This is a genomic window from Methanosarcina siciliae T4/M (assembly GCF_000970085.1).
GTDB lineage: Archaea > Halobacteriota > Methanosarcinia > Methanosarcinales > Methanosarcinaceae > Methanosarcina > Methanosarcina siciliae.
Map to the genome: position 1 here is coordinate 334,355 of NZ_CP009506.1, position 16,837 is coordinate 351,191.

At 45.2% G+C, this 16,837-nt stretch carries 20 protein-coding genes; 10 read left to right on the forward strand and 10 right to left on the reverse strand.

Annotation, left to right across the window (positions count from 1 at the left end):
• Nucleotides 1-4: 4 nt before the first annotated feature.
• On the reverse strand, nucleotides 5-2,383 hold the full coding sequence (locus tag MSSIT_RS01550) for a PGF-pre-PGF domain-containing protein (RefSeq protein WP_197080364.1): 2,379 nt from the start codon (nucleotides 2,381-2,383) through the stop codon (nucleotides 5-7).
• A 702-nt stretch (nucleotides 2,384-3,085) separates the two neighbouring features.
• On the opposite strand from MSSIT_RS01550, the gene MSSIT_RS01555 reads away from it, so the two are divergent.
• From MSSIT_RS01555 to MSSIT_RS01575, 5 genes are all read left to right on the forward strand, one after another.
• Nucleotides 3,086-3,526: a GerW family sporulation protein gene (locus MSSIT_RS01555; RefSeq protein WP_048169437.1), complete on the forward strand. Its 441-nt coding sequence runs from the start codon at nucleotides 3,086-3,088 to the stop codon at nucleotides 3,524-3,526.
• Nucleotides 3,527-3,628: 102 nt separating this feature from the next.
• Nucleotides 3,629-4,567 carry a DUF2953 domain-containing protein gene (locus MSSIT_RS01560; protein WP_048169439.1) on the forward strand — a complete coding sequence of 313 codons (939 nt, stop codon included), beginning with the start codon at nucleotides 3,629-3,631 and terminating at the stop codon, nucleotides 4,565-4,567.
• Nucleotides 4,568-4,601: 34 nt separating this feature from the next.
• Nucleotides 4,602-5,567, forward strand: coding sequence for a beta-ribofuranosylaminobenzene 5'-phosphate synthase (locus MSSIT_RS01565; protein ID WP_048174423.1), 966 nt, complete (start codon nucleotides 4,602-4,604; stop codon nucleotides 5,565-5,567).
• On the forward strand, nucleotides 5,564-6,574 hold the full coding sequence (locus MSSIT_RS01570; RefSeq protein ID WP_048169441.1) for an NOP5/NOP56 family protein: 1,011 nt from the start codon (nucleotides 5,564-5,566) through the stop codon (nucleotides 6,572-6,574). The genes MSSIT_RS01565 and MSSIT_RS01570 overlap by 4 nt, the downstream gene beginning before the upstream one ends.
• Nucleotides 6,575-7,258 carry a fibrillarin-like rRNA/tRNA 2'-O-methyltransferase gene (locus MSSIT_RS01575; protein ID WP_048169444.1) on the forward strand — a complete coding sequence of 228 codons (684 nt, stop codon included), beginning with the start codon at nucleotides 6,575-6,577 and terminating at the stop codon, nucleotides 7,256-7,258. It begins immediately after the preceding gene.
• A gap of 111 nt (nucleotides 7,259-7,369) precedes the next feature.
• Here the strand turns inward: MSSIT_RS01575 and MSSIT_RS01580 are convergent, their stop codons facing one another.
• A complete protein-coding gene (locus MSSIT_RS01580; protein WP_048169446.1) occupies nucleotides 7,370-7,885 on the reverse strand; it encodes a winged helix-turn-helix domain-containing protein in 516 nt (171 codons plus the stop codon).
• 582 nt (nucleotides 7,886-8,467) lie between these two features.
• On the opposite strand from MSSIT_RS01580, the gene MSSIT_RS01585 reads away from it, so the two are divergent.
• From MSSIT_RS01585 to zupT, 5 genes are all read left to right on the forward strand, one after another.
• Nucleotides 8,468-9,157, forward strand: a complete 690-nt coding sequence (locus tag MSSIT_RS01585) for a DUF2162 domain-containing protein (protein ID WP_048169448.1) — start codon at nucleotides 8,468-8,470, stop codon at nucleotides 9,155-9,157.
• Nucleotides 9,154-9,783, forward strand: a complete 630-nt coding sequence (locus tag MSSIT_RS01590; RefSeq protein WP_048169451.1) for a MotA/TolQ/ExbB proton channel family protein — start codon at nucleotides 9,154-9,156, stop codon at nucleotides 9,781-9,783. Before MSSIT_RS01585 ends, MSSIT_RS01590 begins: the two co-directional genes overlap by 4 nt.
• 25 nt (nucleotides 9,784-9,808) lie before the next feature.
• Nucleotides 9,809-10,213: a DUF2149 domain-containing protein gene (locus MSSIT_RS01595; RefSeq protein WP_048169452.1), complete on the forward strand. Its 405-nt coding sequence runs from the start codon at nucleotides 9,809-9,811 to the stop codon at nucleotides 10,211-10,213.
• Nucleotides 10,214-10,240: 27 nt separating this feature from the next.
• Nucleotides 10,241-10,630, forward strand: coding sequence for a hypothetical protein (locus MSSIT_RS22730; RefSeq protein WP_156158767.1), 390 nt, complete (start codon nucleotides 10,241-10,243; stop codon nucleotides 10,628-10,630).
• A 69-nt stretch (nucleotides 10,631-10,699) separates the two neighbouring features.
• Nucleotides 10,700-11,467 carry a zinc transporter ZupT gene (zupT, locus tag MSSIT_RS01605; protein WP_048169454.1) on the forward strand — a complete coding sequence of 256 codons (768 nt, stop codon included), beginning with the start codon at nucleotides 10,700-10,702 and terminating at the stop codon, nucleotides 11,465-11,467.
• 299 nt (nucleotides 11,468-11,766) lie between these two features.
• Here the strand turns inward: zupT and MSSIT_RS01610 are convergent, their stop codons facing one another.
• From MSSIT_RS01610 to MSSIT_RS01640, 8 genes are all read right to left on the reverse strand, one after another.
• Nucleotides 11,767-12,111: a hypothetical protein gene (locus MSSIT_RS01610; RefSeq protein ID WP_048169455.1), complete on the reverse strand. Its 345-nt coding sequence runs from the start codon at nucleotides 12,109-12,111 to the stop codon at nucleotides 11,767-11,769.
• 61 nt (nucleotides 12,112-12,172) lie between these two features.
• Nucleotides 12,173-12,493, reverse strand: coding sequence for a cation transporter dimerization domain-containing protein (locus MSSIT_RS24425; RefSeq protein WP_052721470.1), 321 nt, complete (start codon nucleotides 12,491-12,493; stop codon nucleotides 12,173-12,175).
• Nucleotides 12,463-13,071, reverse strand: a complete 609-nt coding sequence (locus MSSIT_RS21565; protein ID WP_052721471.1) for a cation diffusion facilitator family transporter — start codon at nucleotides 13,069-13,071, stop codon at nucleotides 12,463-12,465. The genes MSSIT_RS24425 and MSSIT_RS21565 overlap by 31 nt, the downstream gene beginning before the upstream one ends.
• Before the next feature lie 3 nt (nucleotides 13,072-13,074).
• Nucleotides 13,075-14,439 (reverse strand): energy-coupling factor ABC transporter ATP-binding protein, encoded by a 1,365-nt coding sequence (locus tag MSSIT_RS01620; protein ID WP_048169456.1) that lies wholly within the window; start codon nucleotides 14,437-14,439, stop codon nucleotides 13,075-13,077.
• Nucleotides 14,440-14,468: 29 nt separating this feature from the next.
• Nucleotides 14,469-15,251 carry a cobalt ECF transporter T component CbiQ gene (cbiQ, locus tag MSSIT_RS01625; RefSeq protein WP_048174424.1) on the reverse strand — a complete coding sequence of 261 codons (783 nt, stop codon included), beginning with the start codon at nucleotides 15,249-15,251 and terminating at the stop codon, nucleotides 14,469-14,471.
• Nucleotides 15,252-15,299: 48 nt separating this feature from the next.
• The gene (locus MSSIT_RS01630) at nucleotides 15,300-15,602 is read right to left on the reverse strand and encodes an energy-coupling factor ABC transporter substrate-binding protein (protein ID WP_048169458.1); all 303 of its coding nucleotides are present in this window, start codon (nucleotides 15,600-15,602) and stop codon (nucleotides 15,300-15,302) included.
• Nucleotides 15,603-16,328, reverse strand: coding sequence for an energy-coupling factor ABC transporter permease (locus MSSIT_RS01635; protein WP_048169459.1), 726 nt, complete (start codon nucleotides 16,326-16,328; stop codon nucleotides 15,603-15,605).
• Nucleotides 16,329-16,649: 321 nt separating this feature from the next.
• Entirely contained in the window at nucleotides 16,650-16,829 is a 180-nt protein-coding gene (locus tag MSSIT_RS01640; RefSeq protein ID WP_048169460.1) for a hypothetical protein, read from the reverse strand.
• Nucleotides 16,830-16,837 lie beyond the last annotated feature (8 nt).

Here is a 16,837-nt window from a genome sequence, read left to right on the forward strand (position 1 = left end):
CTTATCATTCCTTCATATTCTTAAGCATCAGTCCAGCCAGCCCTAGAAATCCGATCACGGTTACTATACTTAATATGGTTATGGTATTAAAGTCCATGATGCTCTCATTCGATTCGGCTGCTTCAGTCTCTTCCTTTTCTGATTGAACATCATCTATTGATCTTTCTTCGGCAGGAATCTGTTTATTTCCTTCCTCAATCTGCTTTGTAGCCGTACCCGTTACCGCAAAGAAAGAGAACCCTGAGACGTTGGCTGTGTAGTAGAGGTAGTCATCATCTTCAGCTGTCAGGTTGGCTGTAAGCTGCTCCCAGTTTTTCTCATCACCATACCTGTTAAGGATAATCGAATCCTGATCTATACTTTCATTTTGCAGCCAGGACTTTTCAACCTTGAAGCAGACCACCGGGTTTTCTATGTTCTTCGAGGTCGCATACCCGCTGTTTCCTACCCAGACGTTAAAGTACTTATAGACCTCTCCTTTGGACAGCTCCGAAACAAGAGTGGATTTCGTTTTTAATTGTTCGACAATAGTCGTGGTTTTGCCTGCGTTTCTGATCGCATCGAACCCGACATAAGCAACACAGGTTGCATTCTTTGTGAAATCAAACTTCACAGCGTTGCCGTTTATGATAAAGACCTGAGCAAGCTCTTTAGTTTCAACGTTTCTTGCAGGTTCGGGGGATCCCCCTCCCCCACCTCCACCTCCACTGCTGCTTCCTCCGCTGCTCTTCTTCTTTACATCTATTTCCATAGTTTTTGTGTCCGTGCCGTTTTCATTGGTTGCGGTCAGTTTAGCTTCGTAAGTCCCTCTGGAACTGTACGTATAAACAAAGCTGGATTCATTAGAATCTTCAATTCCGTCACCGTTAACGTCCCAGCTCCTACCTGTTGCGTTTTGCGAATTGTCGGTAAATAGGACTGTAAGAGGGTAATAACCGCTGGTGACATTTGCACTGAAGTCTGCAGCAGGAAGTACCAGTTCAGGGTTTTGAAGGACAGTCACCGTCCCTTCTTTTGAAGATTCTCCGTCCGCATTGCTTGCTGTGAGCGTTACCGTGTAATTTCCTGCTGAGGTATATGTGTGTACGGGGTTCTGTTCTGTTGAAGTGTTTCCGTCTCCCAAATCCCAGCTCCAGGCTGTTGGAGATCCCGTACTCTTATCGGTAAATGTGACCTCCAGTGGTGCCTCTCCCGAATCAGCACTACTGGTGAAGTCTGCAACTACCTGTTCAACACTTTGAAGAACAGTTATCGTCCCTTTTTTTGAAGATTCCCCGTCCGCATTGCTTGCTGTGAGCGTTACCGTGTAATTTCCTGCTGAGGTATATGTGTGTACGGGGTTCTGTTCTGTTGAAGTGTTTCCGTCTCCCAAATCCCAGCTCCAGGCTGTTGGAGATCCCGTACTCTTATCGGTAAATGTGACCTCCAGTGGTGCCTCTCCCGAATCAACACTGCTGCTGAAGTCTGCGACAGGGGGCACAGGTTCAGGCGTTGGGTATACAAGAGGGAGGTAATCTGAATATTTGCTGTTTATATCATATGCTGAATCGGAAATCCCGTCTCCGTCCTCATCCTTTGCCGTATCGGAAAATCCCGTTCCATCAGGTTTTCCCCAGTAGTTTCCACCCAGATAAGAGCCGCCAATTATATTGGTGCCTTCGGTTTTTGTAATGTTATAGGAATTACCTGTTCCGCCGTTTAAGGTTACCCTGGTGTTATTGAAATAGTTGTTATACACGGTATTATAATCGCACAGGCTGCATTCATAGAGCCCTAAAACACTATTCGAAGTTACAGTATTGCCTGAAATGGTATTATCGTCAGAGTTGCCTATATAGATGCCTCGTCCGGAATTGGTAACTGTATTTCCGGAAATGTTATTGATACTGGAGCCCAAAAGATAAATTCCATACGCTCTATTGTCTTTTACCAGATTATTCGAGACGGTACATTTTCTGGATTTTTCAAGATAAACTCCCTGAGAATCGCCTGTGAGTTTGTTATTCTCAACCCTACAGTTACTGCATCCGGAAAGGCAGATTCCTGAGACTCCGGACCCGGTTGCTGCGGTAACTGTTATGCCGCTGATTTTGACCCCGTCTGCATCCACAAAGGTCGCATTGTCTGTTGAACTTTTAGCTTTGATTATTGTATCATCAGGGTCTCCGGATTCCGATCTTATCGTGAGGCTATCTGTATATATTTTGAGATTCTCGGTATAAGTCCCGGCTTGAATGGTTATTACATCCCCTGAACTTGCATTGTCAACAAAATCCTGTATTGAATCTCCTGGCTGGACGATGAACTCATCCGCAGCTCCGATTCCTGAAATTAATATTAAAATGAGAAAAGCAATTAGTGAAAAGGTTAATCTATTTTTAATTTCTAATTCCTCCGTTTATTCAAGAAATTGGGGGCGAAATCTGTATTATGGATAAAATTCCATTTGTTGGGGGTCACTTTAACCTCTATTAAATTCTAACGATGTATGTCTTTGACCTTTTATTAGTCAACATAGTTATTTTTTATAAACAGACTTCTTTCTTTATATTAAGGATTTTAATTAAATTGGGAATCATTTGAAACGATATAAATATATTGGTTTAGATTAATACTTTTAAATAGAGATAAAATATGCCATCTGATGTTGAAATCCGGAGCCCTTTTATATAATAGGGTTACAAAATACGTATTGATCTAAAGGGTTCTTACGTGCCTGAAAACCTGAAAAATAGGTGGCAAGAGAAACCTTCACCTGTCAATTTATCTGTATCAAAATCTTCACTCAGCTTTCGACCAGCTTGTCCTTTTTTGTAGTCCTAACATTTTTCTTTTTATTTTATAGTATGCCCCTGAGAGCGGGCAATTATTCTTCATACGATGTTGAATTCTTGAGTTTGTGTCTTTTCTCTTCATACCACTCTCTGGGCAACTTCTTTCCCATATTTCTCATATCTTCATTACAGGATTACTCAAATATAATGAAGTTGATATTTATTGAGACTAGATGGAAAATCTAATGAAGATGGACAACGTTTATTATTCATATAAACAAATGATACCGTAAACATCGGGGGATAAAAAGATGGGCGTAGAAGAAACCATTAAAGAAATTGCAGGTGAACTTGAAAGAATCGCAACTACGAAAACTGTTGTAGGAGATCCTATTACAGCCGCCGGGAAAACAATTATTCCTGTTTCCAAACTCACAATGGGTTTCGGAGGCGGAGGCGGGGAAGGTAAGAAGGAGAAAGAATCCGGATATGGAGGCGGGGGAGGTGCAGGTGCGAAGATAGAGCCTGTTGCGTTTATTATGCTCTCCGAAGATGATGCAAAAATCTTCCGGATCTCTGAGAAAGGTGATGTAGGGGCAATCCTCAGTTCCCTTCAGGAAGTCGTGCCTGACATTCTGGAGAAGGTCAAAGGCAAGACCGGCAAACACAAAAAAGGAGAGGGTTCGGAAGCCGGCAAAACGGAAATTAAAGAACATATGGAATCTGAAGAGAAAGGAGGCTGTTTCCAGTAAATCCTCCGGGTTAAACCTTTTTAAGGGATTTCCCAGGAAGCAGAATTAAACTTTAGGGTCTTCAGATAGTCAGGGCTAGCTTTTTCCATCAACTTGTTTAGCATGTTTGTCATCTATCTCTTTCTTCTGGTTTTTCTGCTTGTTTTATTCGTGCTTTTTACAGCAATAGGTCTCACTTTCAAGCTCAAGGTTCTGAGTGTGGACGAAAAAAAAGAGCTGGGAGGTATATTTACTGTAAAATGGCTGCTTTTTTCCCATACGTTTTCAATCAAAGAACCCGGGGAAGAAAAATGCTTCCCCGAAGTACCGGAATCGGAGCCTGGTGAAGCAGAATCAGAAAGACAAACGGTCGTAGAAACCGGAACTCCGCAGGGGAAAAGAGGATCTGAACAGGCTGAAAGCAGAAAAGAAGACCTTCTAAAAGCAGAACTTAATATGCAGATGGAAAAAGATAGGGAGGACGGAGGAAAGGCCCCTGAGGAGGAAACTTTAATCCCAGGGGGTAAAGAGAAAACCGGGATTGAAGAAAAAATCACGTTGAAAGAAAAAACCGGGGGCAAAGAGAAAAGAGGACTATTTGCCCGGCTAAGAAGGAAAAAAGGAACCGGTCCGAAAGTTGAGGTTGAGGCAAAGAAAGGCATGAGCACCAGGGAAAAACTTCACTGGGGCCTGGAAGCTTACAAAGCCCTTCGAAAACCTCTGTTCCGTCTGTTTTCCGACACACTTTCCGCAATAAAAATCAAGAACCTGAAAGCTGACCTTACTTTCGGGCTTTCAGATCCCGCAGATACGGGGATGCTTTGCGGGTTTATACATGCTCTTCTGGGAACGGTTTACAGCCGCTGTCGGGACTGCAGCTTTTCCGTATGTCCCGTGTTTATGGAGACACTACTGGATTTACGGGGGAGCGCGGAGATCCGTATAAAAATATATTCGCTGATTTTTCCATTCATTAAATTTATATTTAACTGGAAAACTTTATCTTTCACTTATTCGATTGTTAAGGAAAAACTTCGGGGTAGTTCGAAGATAAACTCCTAAGCTTTATGAATAAGCAATGAGGATACAGATGAACATGATTAATGTAGTGTCTCCATCCAGACTGCATCTTACCCTTATCGACCTCAATGCAGAGATCGGCAGGGTCGATGGTGGGGTAGGGATTACTCTCGAGTCACCCGGCCTGGAAATTTCGGCAACTGAAGCTGATGCGGTCGAAATTGTAGGGGATTCTCTTCTCGCAGGCAGGATGGAAAAAGCAGCAAAAACTCTGCTTCCGGAAGGGAAAGGCATCAGGATACATATTATAAGGGACCTTCCCGATCACGTAGGGCTTGGCTCTGGGACCCAGGCTGCACTCTCGGCAGCAACAGTCGTAAATGAGATTTACGGGCTTGGGAAAAGTGTCCGGGAACTCGCAGTTGCCGTGGGTCGAGGCGGAACCTCAGGAATCGGGGTTGCTGCTTTTGAAAATGGAGGTTTTATCCTGGATGGCGGGCACAGGTTCAGGGATAAAGGGGCATTTTCTCCATCGGCAGCCAGCCATATGCCTCCGGGTCCTGTGCTTTTTAGAAGGGACTTCCCTGACTGGCATATCGTCCTTGCAATTCCCGATACCAAGGGTGCCCATGATGCCGAAGAAGTCGATATCTTCAAAAAAGTCTGTCCCGTTCCTCTCCGGGAAGTCCAGGAAGTATCTCATGTGATTCTCATGCAGATGCTCCCTGCGATAATCGAAGAGGACCTGGAAAGTTTCGGCAGGGCAATCGACCATGTCCAGACTGTGGGCTTTAAAAAGCGGGAAGTAGAACTTCAGCCCGAACCCGTGCTCAAGGCAATGAAATATATGCAGGACAACGGGGCCAGCGGTTCAGGGGTCAGTTCTTTCGGGCCTGTCGTCTACGGGATTGTAGGGAGTCAGGGTGAAGGCAAAAAACTCCAGAAGGAAGTCCAGCGTATGCTTGACGAATCCCTTGGCGGAGAAGTAATGCTTACAAAAGCAAAGAACCGGGGTGCGGACATCTTCGGAGGCTCCGATTGAAAATCAACACCTGGTTTGGAAGCCTTGAGGTCGGTAGTATCGGAGAAATCCTTGCCTCCGATCTTTTCCCCAAAGACATAAGAGAGCTTGCGCTCCGTTCTCTCTCTTTAAGGAGCAGTAGGGAGAATCTCCCTCCTGAAGGTTTTGACCTGAAAGCTGCAGCCCTTGAATGCGGGTTTGTAGTTTCTCTTTCGGAGTATTATTCCCTTTTACATGAAGTAACGCTGGAAGCTGCAAAAATCCAGGTTTCAGAGGCTCTTACCCCCGACCAGCGCATAGTCCAGGCGGTAGAAGCTCTGGATGACATCAACGAAACCACCAATTCCCTTTCGGAAAGACTTTTTGAGTGGTATGGGGGTTATTTTCCCGAAAGTGGGCTTACCGGAGAAGCCCTTGCCCTTTTTATCGTAAAATACGGCTCCCGGGAAAATGTCCTTCCTGATGACCCGCTTTACTTAAAAGCCAGGGATTCTATGGGGGCAAAACTCGAAGCAACAGATGAAGCGCTTCTTAAGGGTTTTGCAGAAAGCGTACGCAGTCTCTATTCCCGGCGAAAGCAGATAGAAGCTTACATCGAGAGCAGTATGGAAGCCCTCGCCCCCAACCTGGCCACGATTGCGGGCCCCATGCTCGGGGCAAGGCTCATAAGTATTGCAGGCAGCCTTGAAAAACTCGCTGCTTTTCCTTCAAGTACCATTCAGGTAATAGGGGCAAATAAAGCTCTCTTCAAACACCTGCGGGCCCGGGCTCCATCCCCTAAGCACGGAGTGATCTACAGCCATCCCCTTATCAATACATCTCCCTGGTGGGTGAGAGGAAAAGTTGCAAGAACCCTTGCAGCAAAAATTTCCCTTGCTGCAAGAATTGACTTTTACTCTGCAACAAAAGACCTTTCCCTTGCAGGGGAACTGGAAGAAAAAGTCCGGAAGATCAGGGCTGCAAACCCGAAGCCACCTCAGAGGAAACAGGAAGGCGGGGCAAAACCAAAGAAGAAGAGGAGGAAGTAAATGCCCGATATAAGACTGCTTTCCGAGGGAATTTTCGAGATTACAAAGGGTAAAAGGCAGCTTGCTACCCTGAACCTTGACCCCGGAAAAGTGGTTTACGGAGAAAAGCTGATCTCGGTTGAAGGGGTTGAATACCGGACCTGGGACCCTCGAAGGAGCAAGCTCGGAGCCATGGTGCTAAAAAAGTTCAATATTCCTCTGAGCAAAGATTCAAAGGTTCTCTATCTGGGGGCAGCTTCCGGGACAACGGTCAGCCACGTCTCCGATATTATTCCCGAGGGGGCCGTTTATGCTGTTGAATTTGCCCCAAGAAGTATGCGCGACTTCATAGGGCTTGCTTCCAGGCGCAAAAACATTTTTCCTATTCTTTCCGATGCGGGAAAACCGGGCAGTTATGCTCATATCGTTGAGCCCGTGGACCTTATCTTTCAGGACGTTGCCCAGCCCAACCAGGCGGAAATCGCTGCAAGAAACGCGGCACGTTTTTTGAATAAAGGTGGATATCTCCTGTTTTCGATTAAGGCCCGCAGCATCGATACTGCGGCAAGCCCGAAGGAGATCTTCAAGGGAGAAGTAAAAAAGCTTGAGCAGGCGTTTGAATCCAGATTCGAAATCCTTGCTGCCAGGGACCTTATGCCCTATCACGAAGACCACCTTGGGGTCCTGGCAAAGTTAAAGGAGTGAATCTCTAAAAATAGTATATCTCTAAAATAAGTGTATCTCTAGAGAAATATTCTGGTAAAAGCTGCTCCAGTGGGAGCTGCTTTATCCTCTTTTATCTTTTTTCAACCCGGTTCATCTTTTTATATTCACAAACAACCTTTTTTTCGTGACCGGAATTAGCTTCTTCCATTCAACGATGGCATCTTCGTAAAACTCATATTCATCTACAGTTTTGTCCGATAATTTTCCGTCCACTTCATAGACATAAAAACCCTCTTCCCCGTCCGTAGAGACAACTTTTGTCCTGTCTCCCATTTTCCTTACCTCTACGGCAGCTACGCTTTTCAGGGCTTCAAGCAAACTAGTCCCTTCCTCTACCTCAAGTTTCTTGTTTTCTGCAAAGCGGTCCAGGAAAGAGTAGACATTGTTCAACTTTATGCCTATCATGTGAGTATTTCCGAATTTTTTCCGCTCTATAAGTTTGGCTTTTTCAAGCACTTTAACGTGTTTTGCAGCAACGGGTACGGAGATCCCGATTTCTCTTGCAATCCCTGAGATATGTTTATCCCCTTCACTCAGGCTTTCAAGAATTGAGAGGCGTGTGTCGCTTGATATCGCTTTGAATAGGTTTTCTCCGCCACCATTCATTCTTTAATCCCTCTAGTACTGACTACCATGATGATCCTCTATATTAGCTCAAATACTTATAATTATTGCCTTACTTAATACAAGTAATCTATGCTCTTTACTTTTATACTTTTCTTTTTTTTCCTAAATTTTAACAAATTTACTTTATTGATCTTTCAATTGATATCTTTTTTTTTTAAATATTTTATCAAATTTACTTTCTTTACTTTTTTCATTCTTTCCATTCAATTATTCCTTTTGACAAGTTTACTTTCATTTTTTCACATTTTCTCCTTTCTTTCGTGAAAAATCTCCCGGGTTCACAGAGTTAATTGTTGCATAATTTTTGTTAAATTCCGATTCTCATTTGCTATCAGTACCATACAATCTTATTTTTTTAAAAATTATTTTATATTAACTTCTCCCGGTTATTTTTATTCCTTTTTCCATATTTTTTTCTCGTTCATATGGGGGTGACAACCGGGGATTTAAACTTTGTTCTGTAAAAATGTAATCAATAGCCATTGTTACCTCAAAAGATAACAATCATTACCCAAAAGCCAGTTTTTATTTAATTCTACTATAGATGCTCAGAAGGTACTTATGGACTCTTCGACATTGACTGTTATCGGTATTTTGATAGGTATTTTTATCTTCGGAATTAAAACTGGATTAGGTTGTGGATTTTCGAATATTACTACTCGAGAGATTCTTACAATTGGCGGAAGTTACTTTTTTCTTGCTCTTCTATTCGGAAGTGTTGCTGACCGCCTGAGCCTTGATGCTTTTGAGCGCCTTTCCGCAATGGGTATGGGAATACATGTTCTTGTCTCCTTGCTCCTCATAGGGGCTGGCATCTATACCCAGAAAAAGTGGAATTCAGGAAAAGATGTTTCCAGACATACTTTCCTGGCCATATCAATGCCCTGCCCGGTCTGCCTTGGGGCTATTGCGGTCTCCTGTATGCTTCTCTCACAAAGCCTCAACCTTTCCGGAATAAAAATAGGGTTTCTTGTAGGAATTGCTTTTTTTATTGCAGTAGTAGCTTCTTCTTTTCTTTTCAGGTTCGGGAAAGTCCGGTGTGGTAAGACCCCCGAAACTATGGGAAGCGCCATGATGCTTCTCGGAATTTATTATCTTCTGGGAGCTCTGCTAATCCCTGCCTACATGAAATCAAAACAGATGAACCTGGCTCCTATGCAAACCGGAGAATCAGGTCTTTTTCCCCTTCTGGCTTTCGGGATAATAATCCTTGCAGGTTTTTTCCTTGACCGTGTGAGGTCTAACCAATGAGCAATATGGATCTGTTATTCCGGACTATATACGTATTTTCGTCGGCTTTATTGTATCCGGTAATGATCCTTCTGACTCTCCTGGTCTTTGTTTCACTTATTCAGTTAGGAGAATTCCTTTCCGAATATTCAAAACGGGGCAGGGACCGGAACAGCCTGGAAGTTAGCTGCAAAAAAATCAGGCAAAGTCTTCATAGTTCGGCTTTTTCGGAAGCATCGAAGGCTCTTCTGAATATAAAACAAAATTACCTGGTCACGACCTTTGCAAAAGAGTCTGCACAATACCTTGAAGAACAGAATTTTCCTGCAATCGGGAAGCTCTCCGAGGAATATGAGATAAAAATGGCAAAGCGCCTTGAGCACACTAAAATAATATCAACTGTTTCTCCCATGCTCGGGCTTATGGGGACCCTTATCCCTCTAGGGCCTGCTCTGATAGGGCTTTCACAGGGAGACCTCGAAACCCTTGCCCAGAACCTGATGATCGCCTTTGCGACTACCGTTGTAGGGCTCTTTTCTGCCGGGATAGCCTATGTGCTTAGCCAGGTCAGGAGGCGCTGGTACTGGGAGGATATGTCGGATATCGATTATATTCTGGATATCATTGAGGAGAAGAGCGGAAATTGACTGCTTTTTAAATAGGAGGAATATTATGCGAAAATCCAGAAGATACAGGCGGACCGGGCTTTTAAACGACCCTGAAGACCAAAACCCCATGACCGGGGTTGCCAACCTCTTTGATGTTGCAATGGTCTTTTCCGTGGCACTGCTCGTAGCCCTTGTGATGTCTTACCACCTCCCCGAACTTCTGAGCTCGAATGAGGATATTACCATTGTAAAAAATCCCGGAGCTGAAGACATGAAGATAATCATCAAGGATCAGGGAAAACCCATCGAAGTCCTTAACATGACCGACAATATCGGGGGAGGCACAGGTGAAGCTCTGGGAACGGCTTATAAGTTGGCTGACGGTAGAGTGATTTACGTGCCTGAAGACGCCGAAGGAAACACTTCAAGTGATACAGCTACTTCAACCGGTACATCCGCTTCAGATTAATTTTTTCCGGACTCTGCGCAAGTTGAATTGTTTTATCTAAAAGTTTCTTTAGTTACCCCCAAAGGTTTCTTTAGTTACTCCCTTTATTCCCACCCACAAATTATAACTCCTCAAAACCCTGGCTGCCACCATACCTGTGGAAACTCCCTGCTTGAAGAATACGTTGAGGGTGTAATGTCCGTTCCGGGTGTTGTTGATGAGGAAACGGCAGAAAAATATAAGGAATTGATGCAGGAGGCAATGGAGTCTTCTCAGCAGTCCAGTGATAGCAGCCGGGGGAATTTATCCGGGGTTCAGGAAAAAGAAGTTTTAAATCTCCGGTGGAATACGGCGCAATATAACCGCCGTATTTTTTTTGGGATAAGGCAAATCAATTCTTCATATTCTGCGGAACCGGGTATCTCTGCAGAATATTGATTCCTTGATCTTTTTTTCTACATCTTTTTTAAACCTTATCCCGCATATTTTCTTTATTGGGGAAGCGGCATGGCAGATGTAACAACTGCTTTTTTTCTTACAACATTTGCAGGAATTTCTACTGGTTTGGGCAGTCTTATAGCTTTTTTAGTTCCCAACCTGAAGTTTTCATGGCTGTCCGTACTACTTGGTTTTGCGGCGGGAGCCATGATTTATATCTCCTTCGTGGAACTACTTGCTGAGTCTGTTGGTACGGTGGGATTTTTCCAGGCAAATGTTGCTTTTTTCCTGGGAATTTTCGGGATGTTTCTTCTGGACCGTATGATCGAGCACATCCACATGGATACTCTTCATGACGGGAACACTTTTTCCATAAGTGAAAACCACAATCTTAGGAAAACGGGCTTGTTAACGGCATTGGGGATTGCCATGCACAACTTTCCCGAAGGCATGGCCGTTCTGTTTTCGTCCCTCAGTTCTACTTATCTGGGGTTTTCGGTTGCAATAGCCATAGCAATCCATAACATTCCTGAAGGGGTTGCGGTTTCGATTCCTATCTACTATGCCAGTGGCAGCCGGAAAAAAGCCTTTGCCTATTCTTTCTTTTCAGGGCTCACCGAACCCCTGGGTGCGGGGATCGGATATTTTCTTCTTTTCCGCTTCCTGACTCCGGAATCCCTCTTCCTCATGCTTGCTGCGGTTGGCGGGGTCATGGTCTTTATATGTTTTGATGAACTGCTGCCAATCGCCATAAAGTATGGAAATGAGCATCTGACTTTCCTGGGAGTGTTTTCTGGGATGCTTGTGGTTGCCCTGAGCCTTTATTTTATGTATTGAGATTTTTGAGGCTTTTTACCCTAACGGTTAACAATCATGAGTCAGGAGCTGCATTTTATGCATCTTTTCTCTTATTCTCCAGTATTCCTGATTTTTCTAGAATAGGGCATATTCATAATTAGGAGACCCTCCAACAGGATCAGGTTTTTAGGGGTCTGAATCTCACTTTTAGGGTATATTACGAAATAACTCAGAAAACAAATAATTTTTTTGGAATCGAATAGATGAGCCTGTTTATGAAACAGTTGTCTGGTGCATTAATAGCTGCCTGAGTTATTTCGCGATGGGTCCTACGAGCTTTACTCCTCTCTTTTGATTTTCATTTGCTTCCCACAGCAAACAAATTCTGTAAGGTCACAGCACCCCTCGGTCAGGCAGCTTAGGCTGCATTCTTTTACAACCGTCAGCTCAAAGCCACAATTTTCACATACTAAAGAATCTCCTTTCTTCAGTTCATAGCAGGAGTAGGTCCGCAGTTTCATAGGCTCGTTACAGCAGATGAACTGTGGAAGGGGACAGCACCCCTCGCCTTCACAGGCCTTCTCACATTCGTTTACGACTGTTAGTTCAAAGCCGCATTGCTCGCAGACCAGGACCTGTTCTTTTTTCAGATCGTAGCACCTGGCATTTATTACTTCCGTCATTTCCCAACTCTCCTTTAGTTCTTTTCTCCGCTTCTTGCTTTTTCAGATTCAAATTACCCGTTCAATGCTCATGCAGAGGATATTCTCCGTGCTCATGTTCCTCAATTCGGTGATATCCTTCCCCGGAATGCCCCACCGGATCCACACGGATGACAGCGTTGGAAAGGTAGCCAAGGTGATGCATCATTTCATGCCTGACATCCATGGCAATCTCGTGCCCTTCTTCAACCGATAGCCCGGCGTCAACTGCGATGTTCACCTCAGCATGCAGCCTGTGCCCGATCCAACGCACACGGATTTCTTTTATGCCTTTCACTCCTTCTACACAGCCGATTTCATACCTAATCTCCTCTACGATTCCCGGGTCCACTCCGTCGAGCATGCGGGTAAAAACAGCTTTTCCGGAGTCCCAGAGTGCAGGATTGCCAGGGTGATGACGAGTCCGATTATCGAGTCCGCAAGAGGGCAACCTAGCCAGACACCGATGGCTCCGAAGAGCACCGCCAGACTTGTATACCCGTCCGCCCGGGCGTGGAAGATCCTGTCAGTACACTCATAGGCTGCCACCAGGGCGTTGAAGAGGATCAGGAAGACAATTACGACCCCTGCTAGGCCTTCTATGCCGTAGTCGTAGGTGAAACGCTTATTAGCTTTCCTGCGGGCGAGGATAAATGCGAAGCCCAGAGGAATCGTCGTTGCAGCGTCCCCGAAGTTGTGGATAGTATCGGCAAGAAGGGCAACACTACCTGAGATATAAACGACGAGAATTTGAAGGACAGCTGTGACCATCAGCCCTATAAAAGACCATTTAACAGCCCAGATGCCCCTCTCCGTGGAGATGATGGGGTCTACAGCCCAATGGGTATGGGTATGGGCGTATTTGCTCTGGTTATGGACATCTTTGTGCTCTTCAAGGTCCGCATCTGAAGGCGTTTGAATTCCCCCTGATGAATTTTCCACTTTTCAGGATGTATCGAAATTACATACTCTCGTACTCTCTTTGCATTCCGGTATCTTCTCCTGTTCCCTGTTAAAAACACCTACATTAATCATGACTCCGCTTTTTTTACAGTAGTCCGAAATCCTTCTGACAGCGTGGTCCACCATCCCCCCACCTGTAATAATCAGGACATTCTTCCCGCAAAGTGCCATCAGGATGGATTTATCGATTACCCCGACAGTGAGGTCCAGTTTCAGATTATCACTTTCCACTATGAGTTTGGTCTTTTTACCCATCGCGCCCACTACATCGAAGTCTCCGGAAGCAAAAAGTTCTTTGATTTCTTTGAGTTTATAGCTGTTTGTATCATAGATAAGGACTCTTCCTATCCCCGCTCTTATTCGCCTCACAGCCACGATGGCCTGCCTACCTTCATGAATATGGAGCACCCTTGTGTCCACGACCCCCTCGGAACAGATCTCTCCCAGCTGCTCTGCATATAGCCCGAGGTCAAGCTTATCCCCTTCTTTAACTCCTTCGGGTACATACAGCCAGATAAGGGACGGGGGCCTTAAAGTGTCCACGATTTCGGGAACCGTTTTTGGCACTCTGTTTATCGAAGCCATATTTCTTTTCTGGATCTCGTAGTAAATCTCAAGTATCGTTGGCATCCTGAGCCCGGCATCTTTGAGCATGTCGGGATCGCAGAATACCTCATCCGGGGTGCCGCCCCCAATGATTTTCCGGTTCACGAGAAGGTAGATGTAATCCGCCCAGGAATATGCAAAGTCCACATCATGGGTTGAGATCACGATCGTCTTTTCAAACTGGTTCAGCTCGTTCAGCAGATCAAGGATCTCGTCAGCCCCCACGGGGTCCAGGTTGGAAAGGGGCTCGTCCAGGATGATAACTTCAGGCTCCATCACCACCACCCCTGCAATTGCAACCCTCTTTTTTTGCCCCCCGCTCAGGTGGTGAGGAGGTTTGTCTTTTATCTCCAGAAGCCCGACATATTCCAGCGTCTCTTTTACTTTTGCGTCCACTTCCTCGGCTGGCATTTCAAGATTGGTGGGCCCGAAAGCCACGTCCTGGTAAACGGTAGGAGCGAATATCTGGTCATCGGAGTTCTGGAAAACGATGCCTATGCTTTTCCGTATATCCCTGAGAGAGGGTGTGTCGTAAAGAAGCAGTTTGCCGTGAAAGATGATTTTCCCTTCCTGGGGTTCCAGAGTGCCGTTCAGGAGCAGAAAAAGTGTGGACTTCCCTGACCCGTTGGGCCCCACAAAGGCAATCTTTTTTCCCTTCTCAATCGAGACGCTGACTCCCTCAATTGCCAGAGTTCCGTCAGGATAGCTGTACTTAAGGTCTGTTGTCTCTAGAATTGCCATTGTTTTCAACCTCCCGGGGATTCATTCTATCATGCCATCTGGATGTTTTTTGTGAGATAAAGCAGGGTTAAAACGGATATGAAGTATGCTGCAGTCAGTACGAGTTCAGGGGCTTTTACCGGTCTTCTGGCTTCAAAAAGGGTCAGCTTCCCGCTGTAGCACCTCGAATTCATAGAGACAAAGAGCTTCTCGCCCTGTTCCCAAGCCCTTATGAACAGGGTGCTCGAAAGCATTGCCAGGGAGTGAAACGAGGTTTTCATATCCTTGTACCCGAGCCTGGTGCTCTGGGCAAACTTGATGGAAATGGCAACGTCCAGGAAGACGAAGATGTAGCGGTAGATCAGCATGGAAAGTTCCACGAAGGCGTCGGGGAGTTTCCAGGCCTTAAGGACGGAGAAAAGCTCCACCATAGGAGTCGTAAACGCCAGGAAAAATAGGCAGCACATGCCTCCGAGGGTTCTTGCAAGAACCAGAAATGCCATATTAAGCCCTTCGGTATTCACTGTAAACCGATAACCAAATACGTCGAAACCGAAAAGTTCTGGACCGCTCCCGAAAAAAAAAGCTATGATCACAACCCCGGTTAAAGAAAAGCCCACCGGGGCTCCAAGGATATGCAGATATGCCTTTTTATCGGTCTTTCCGAGATACACTGTTGCAAAACTCATGCAAAGGGCTATGAAAAGTGGCGGAATAGGAGAGGCAGAAGATACCCCCACCAGCAGTCCAAAAGCCGCTATCACCATCTTGAGGTTATTGTTTTTGTGCCTAAGAGGACTTAGCAGGGCATAATCGTCCATCATTCTGTGCATACGGAATGTTGCCTCCCCTAGATTCATCATTGCCTGGCTTATGCCCACTTATTGATTCTGGCTTTCCATTCTGCCTTTTTCTTTTCCCTTGTAGTATCCGATGAAATAGCCGATTATTATAGCCCCGACTGAAGCCTGCAACGCAAAGAGGAGGCTTTCGATTTCTCCGCTGGGGGGTTCCCAGACCGGAGTTGCCCAGGGTTCGTACTCACCTCCGGTAATTTCGGCGATCATGTCACTTCCCTGCCCGTCCGAGCCGCTGTATTCGGCATCCGTAAAGGTTGAGACGTAGATGAACTGTACCACAAAAAGTAAAATTATTGTCAGAACTGCAATATCCAGCTTGCGCATTTATGCCTCGGCCCCCTTTAATCCTTTCACCTGCGATTCATCCTCCTTCAATTCTTTCACTTGTGACTCGCTAAGCACTTCAAGCTTCACCATCACATCGCTTTTCGCCTGAATAACATACCTGAAGAGAAGAGCTATTAGTGCCCCCTCTAAAATTGCAAGCGGAACCTGGGTGATTGCAAAGACACTCAAAAAAGCGACCATAGACCCCACAACTCCCCCCGGGTCGGCAGGAAAGGCCAGGGCAAGTTGCAGGGAAGTTACCACGTAGGTTACCCAGTCGGCAAGGGTTGCGGTTACGAAAGCAGCGACATAAAAGTTAACATTTGCCTTCATCAGGGCTTTGTATACCGCATATGCCACAGCAGGACCCACTATGCCCATTGACATAACATTAGCCCCGAAGGTTGTAATCCCTCCATGCGCCAGGAAGAGAGCCTGATATAGCAGGACTATGGAAGACATGATAGCAGTTATCGCAGGTCCGAAGAGGATGACTGCCATTCCCGTGCCTGTTGGATGTGATGTACTTCCGGTGACCGAAGGCAGCTTGAGGGAAGATAACACGAACATGACAGCTCCCGAAACTGCAAGCAGAGGCAGCACCCCGGGATTGGTTTTCACGAGTTTGTTCAATTTGGCAGTTCCGTAGGCAAGTACCGGTATTGAGAGTATCCACCAGATCTGCCACCAGGGTCCTGGAAGGAACCCTTCGAATATGTGCATATTAACTAATCACTCCCCATTTATTTTTGTAAAACCCCGTCATTATTGAACGATTAAATGAAATAGGCACCCGGAAAAATCCCAAAGATATTCTGATTTATCTACCCCCTTATCCAGACTTTTCTAACCTTCTATTTCGGCATTATATTCGATATTATATAAAATTCAGTTGAATTGAAGTAAACTTAAGTTGAGCAATTGCCCGACATCAGCAAAAGTGGATTTAACGATAACCATGAAGAAAATAAGTTGCTATTATGAAACTGGCAGGGAATGGCTAAAGAAATGAGGTGGGTATTCAGGCGCCCACCTTTATTCTCTTTATTCTGCCAGGTTCATGGGTTTGCTGCAGCATTTGAATTCGTTGGTTTCACAGCATCCTTCACCTTCACATGTTTTGTCGCACTCTCTTATAACTGTCAATTCAAAACCGCAGTCATCACAGACAAGTTTCTGTCCTTTTTTCAGTTCATAGCATTTCTTGTGTAAGTGGTGAACCATTTCTTACC

Excerpts from the sequence above, each read along its gene's own strand:
- MSSIT_RS01585 (WP_048169448.1), top strand. The coding sequence starts at position 8,468 with ATGGACTCTTCGACATTGACTGTTATCGGTATTTTGATAGGTATTTTT.
- MSSIT_RS01620 (WP_048169456.1), bottom strand. The coding sequence starts at position 14,439 with ATGGCAATTCTAGAGACAACAGACCTTAAGTACAGCTATCCTGACGGA.
- MSSIT_RS01595 (WP_048169452.1), top strand. The coding sequence starts at position 9,809 with ATGCGAAAATCCAGAAGATACAGGCGGACCGGGCTTTTAAACGACCCT.
- MSSIT_RS01630 (WP_048169458.1), bottom strand. The coding sequence starts at position 15,602 with ATGCGCAAGCTGGATATTGCAGTTCTGACAATAATTTTACTTTTTGTG.
- MSSIT_RS01635 (WP_048169459.1), bottom strand. The coding sequence starts at position 16,328 with ATGCACATATTCGAAGGGTTCCTTCCAGGACCCTGGTGGCAGATCTGG.
- MSSIT_RS01580 (WP_048169446.1), bottom strand. The coding sequence starts at position 7,885 with ATGAATGGTGGCGGAGAAAACCTATTCAAAGCGATATCAAGCGACACA.
- MSSIT_RS01565 (WP_048174423.1), top strand. The coding sequence starts at position 4,602 with ATGATTAATGTAGTGTCTCCATCCAGACTGCATCTTACCCTTATCGAC.
- cbiQ (WP_048174424.1), bottom strand. The coding sequence starts at position 15,251 with ATGCACAGAATGATGGACGATTATGCCCTGCTAAGTCCTCTTAGGCAC.
- MSSIT_RS01560 (WP_048169439.1), top strand. The coding sequence starts at position 3,629 with ATGTTTGTCATCTATCTCTTTCTTCTGGTTTTTCTGCTTGTTTTATTC.
- MSSIT_RS01610 (WP_048169455.1), bottom strand. The coding sequence starts at position 12,111 with ATGACGGAAGTAATAAATGCCAGGTGCTACGATCTGAAAAAAGAACAG.
- MSSIT_RS01640 (WP_048169460.1), bottom strand. The coding sequence starts at position 16,829 with ATGGTTCACCACTTACACAAGAAATGCTATGAACTGAAAAAAGGACAG.
- MSSIT_RS24425 (WP_052721470.1), bottom strand. The coding sequence starts at position 12,493 with ATGCTCGACGGAGTGGACCCGGGAATCGTAGAGGAGATTAGGTATGAA.
- MSSIT_RS01575 (WP_048169444.1), top strand. The coding sequence starts at position 6,575 with ATGCCCGATATAAGACTGCTTTCCGAGGGAATTTTCGAGATTACAAAG.
- zupT (WP_048169454.1), top strand. The coding sequence starts at position 10,700 with ATGGCAGATGTAACAACTGCTTTTTTTCTTACAACATTTGCAGGAATT.
- MSSIT_RS01590 (WP_048169451.1), top strand. The coding sequence starts at position 9,154 with ATGAGCAATATGGATCTGTTATTCCGGACTATATACGTATTTTCGTCG.
- MSSIT_RS01555 (WP_048169437.1), top strand. The coding sequence starts at position 3,086 with ATGGGCGTAGAAGAAACCATTAAAGAAATTGCAGGTGAACTTGAAAGA.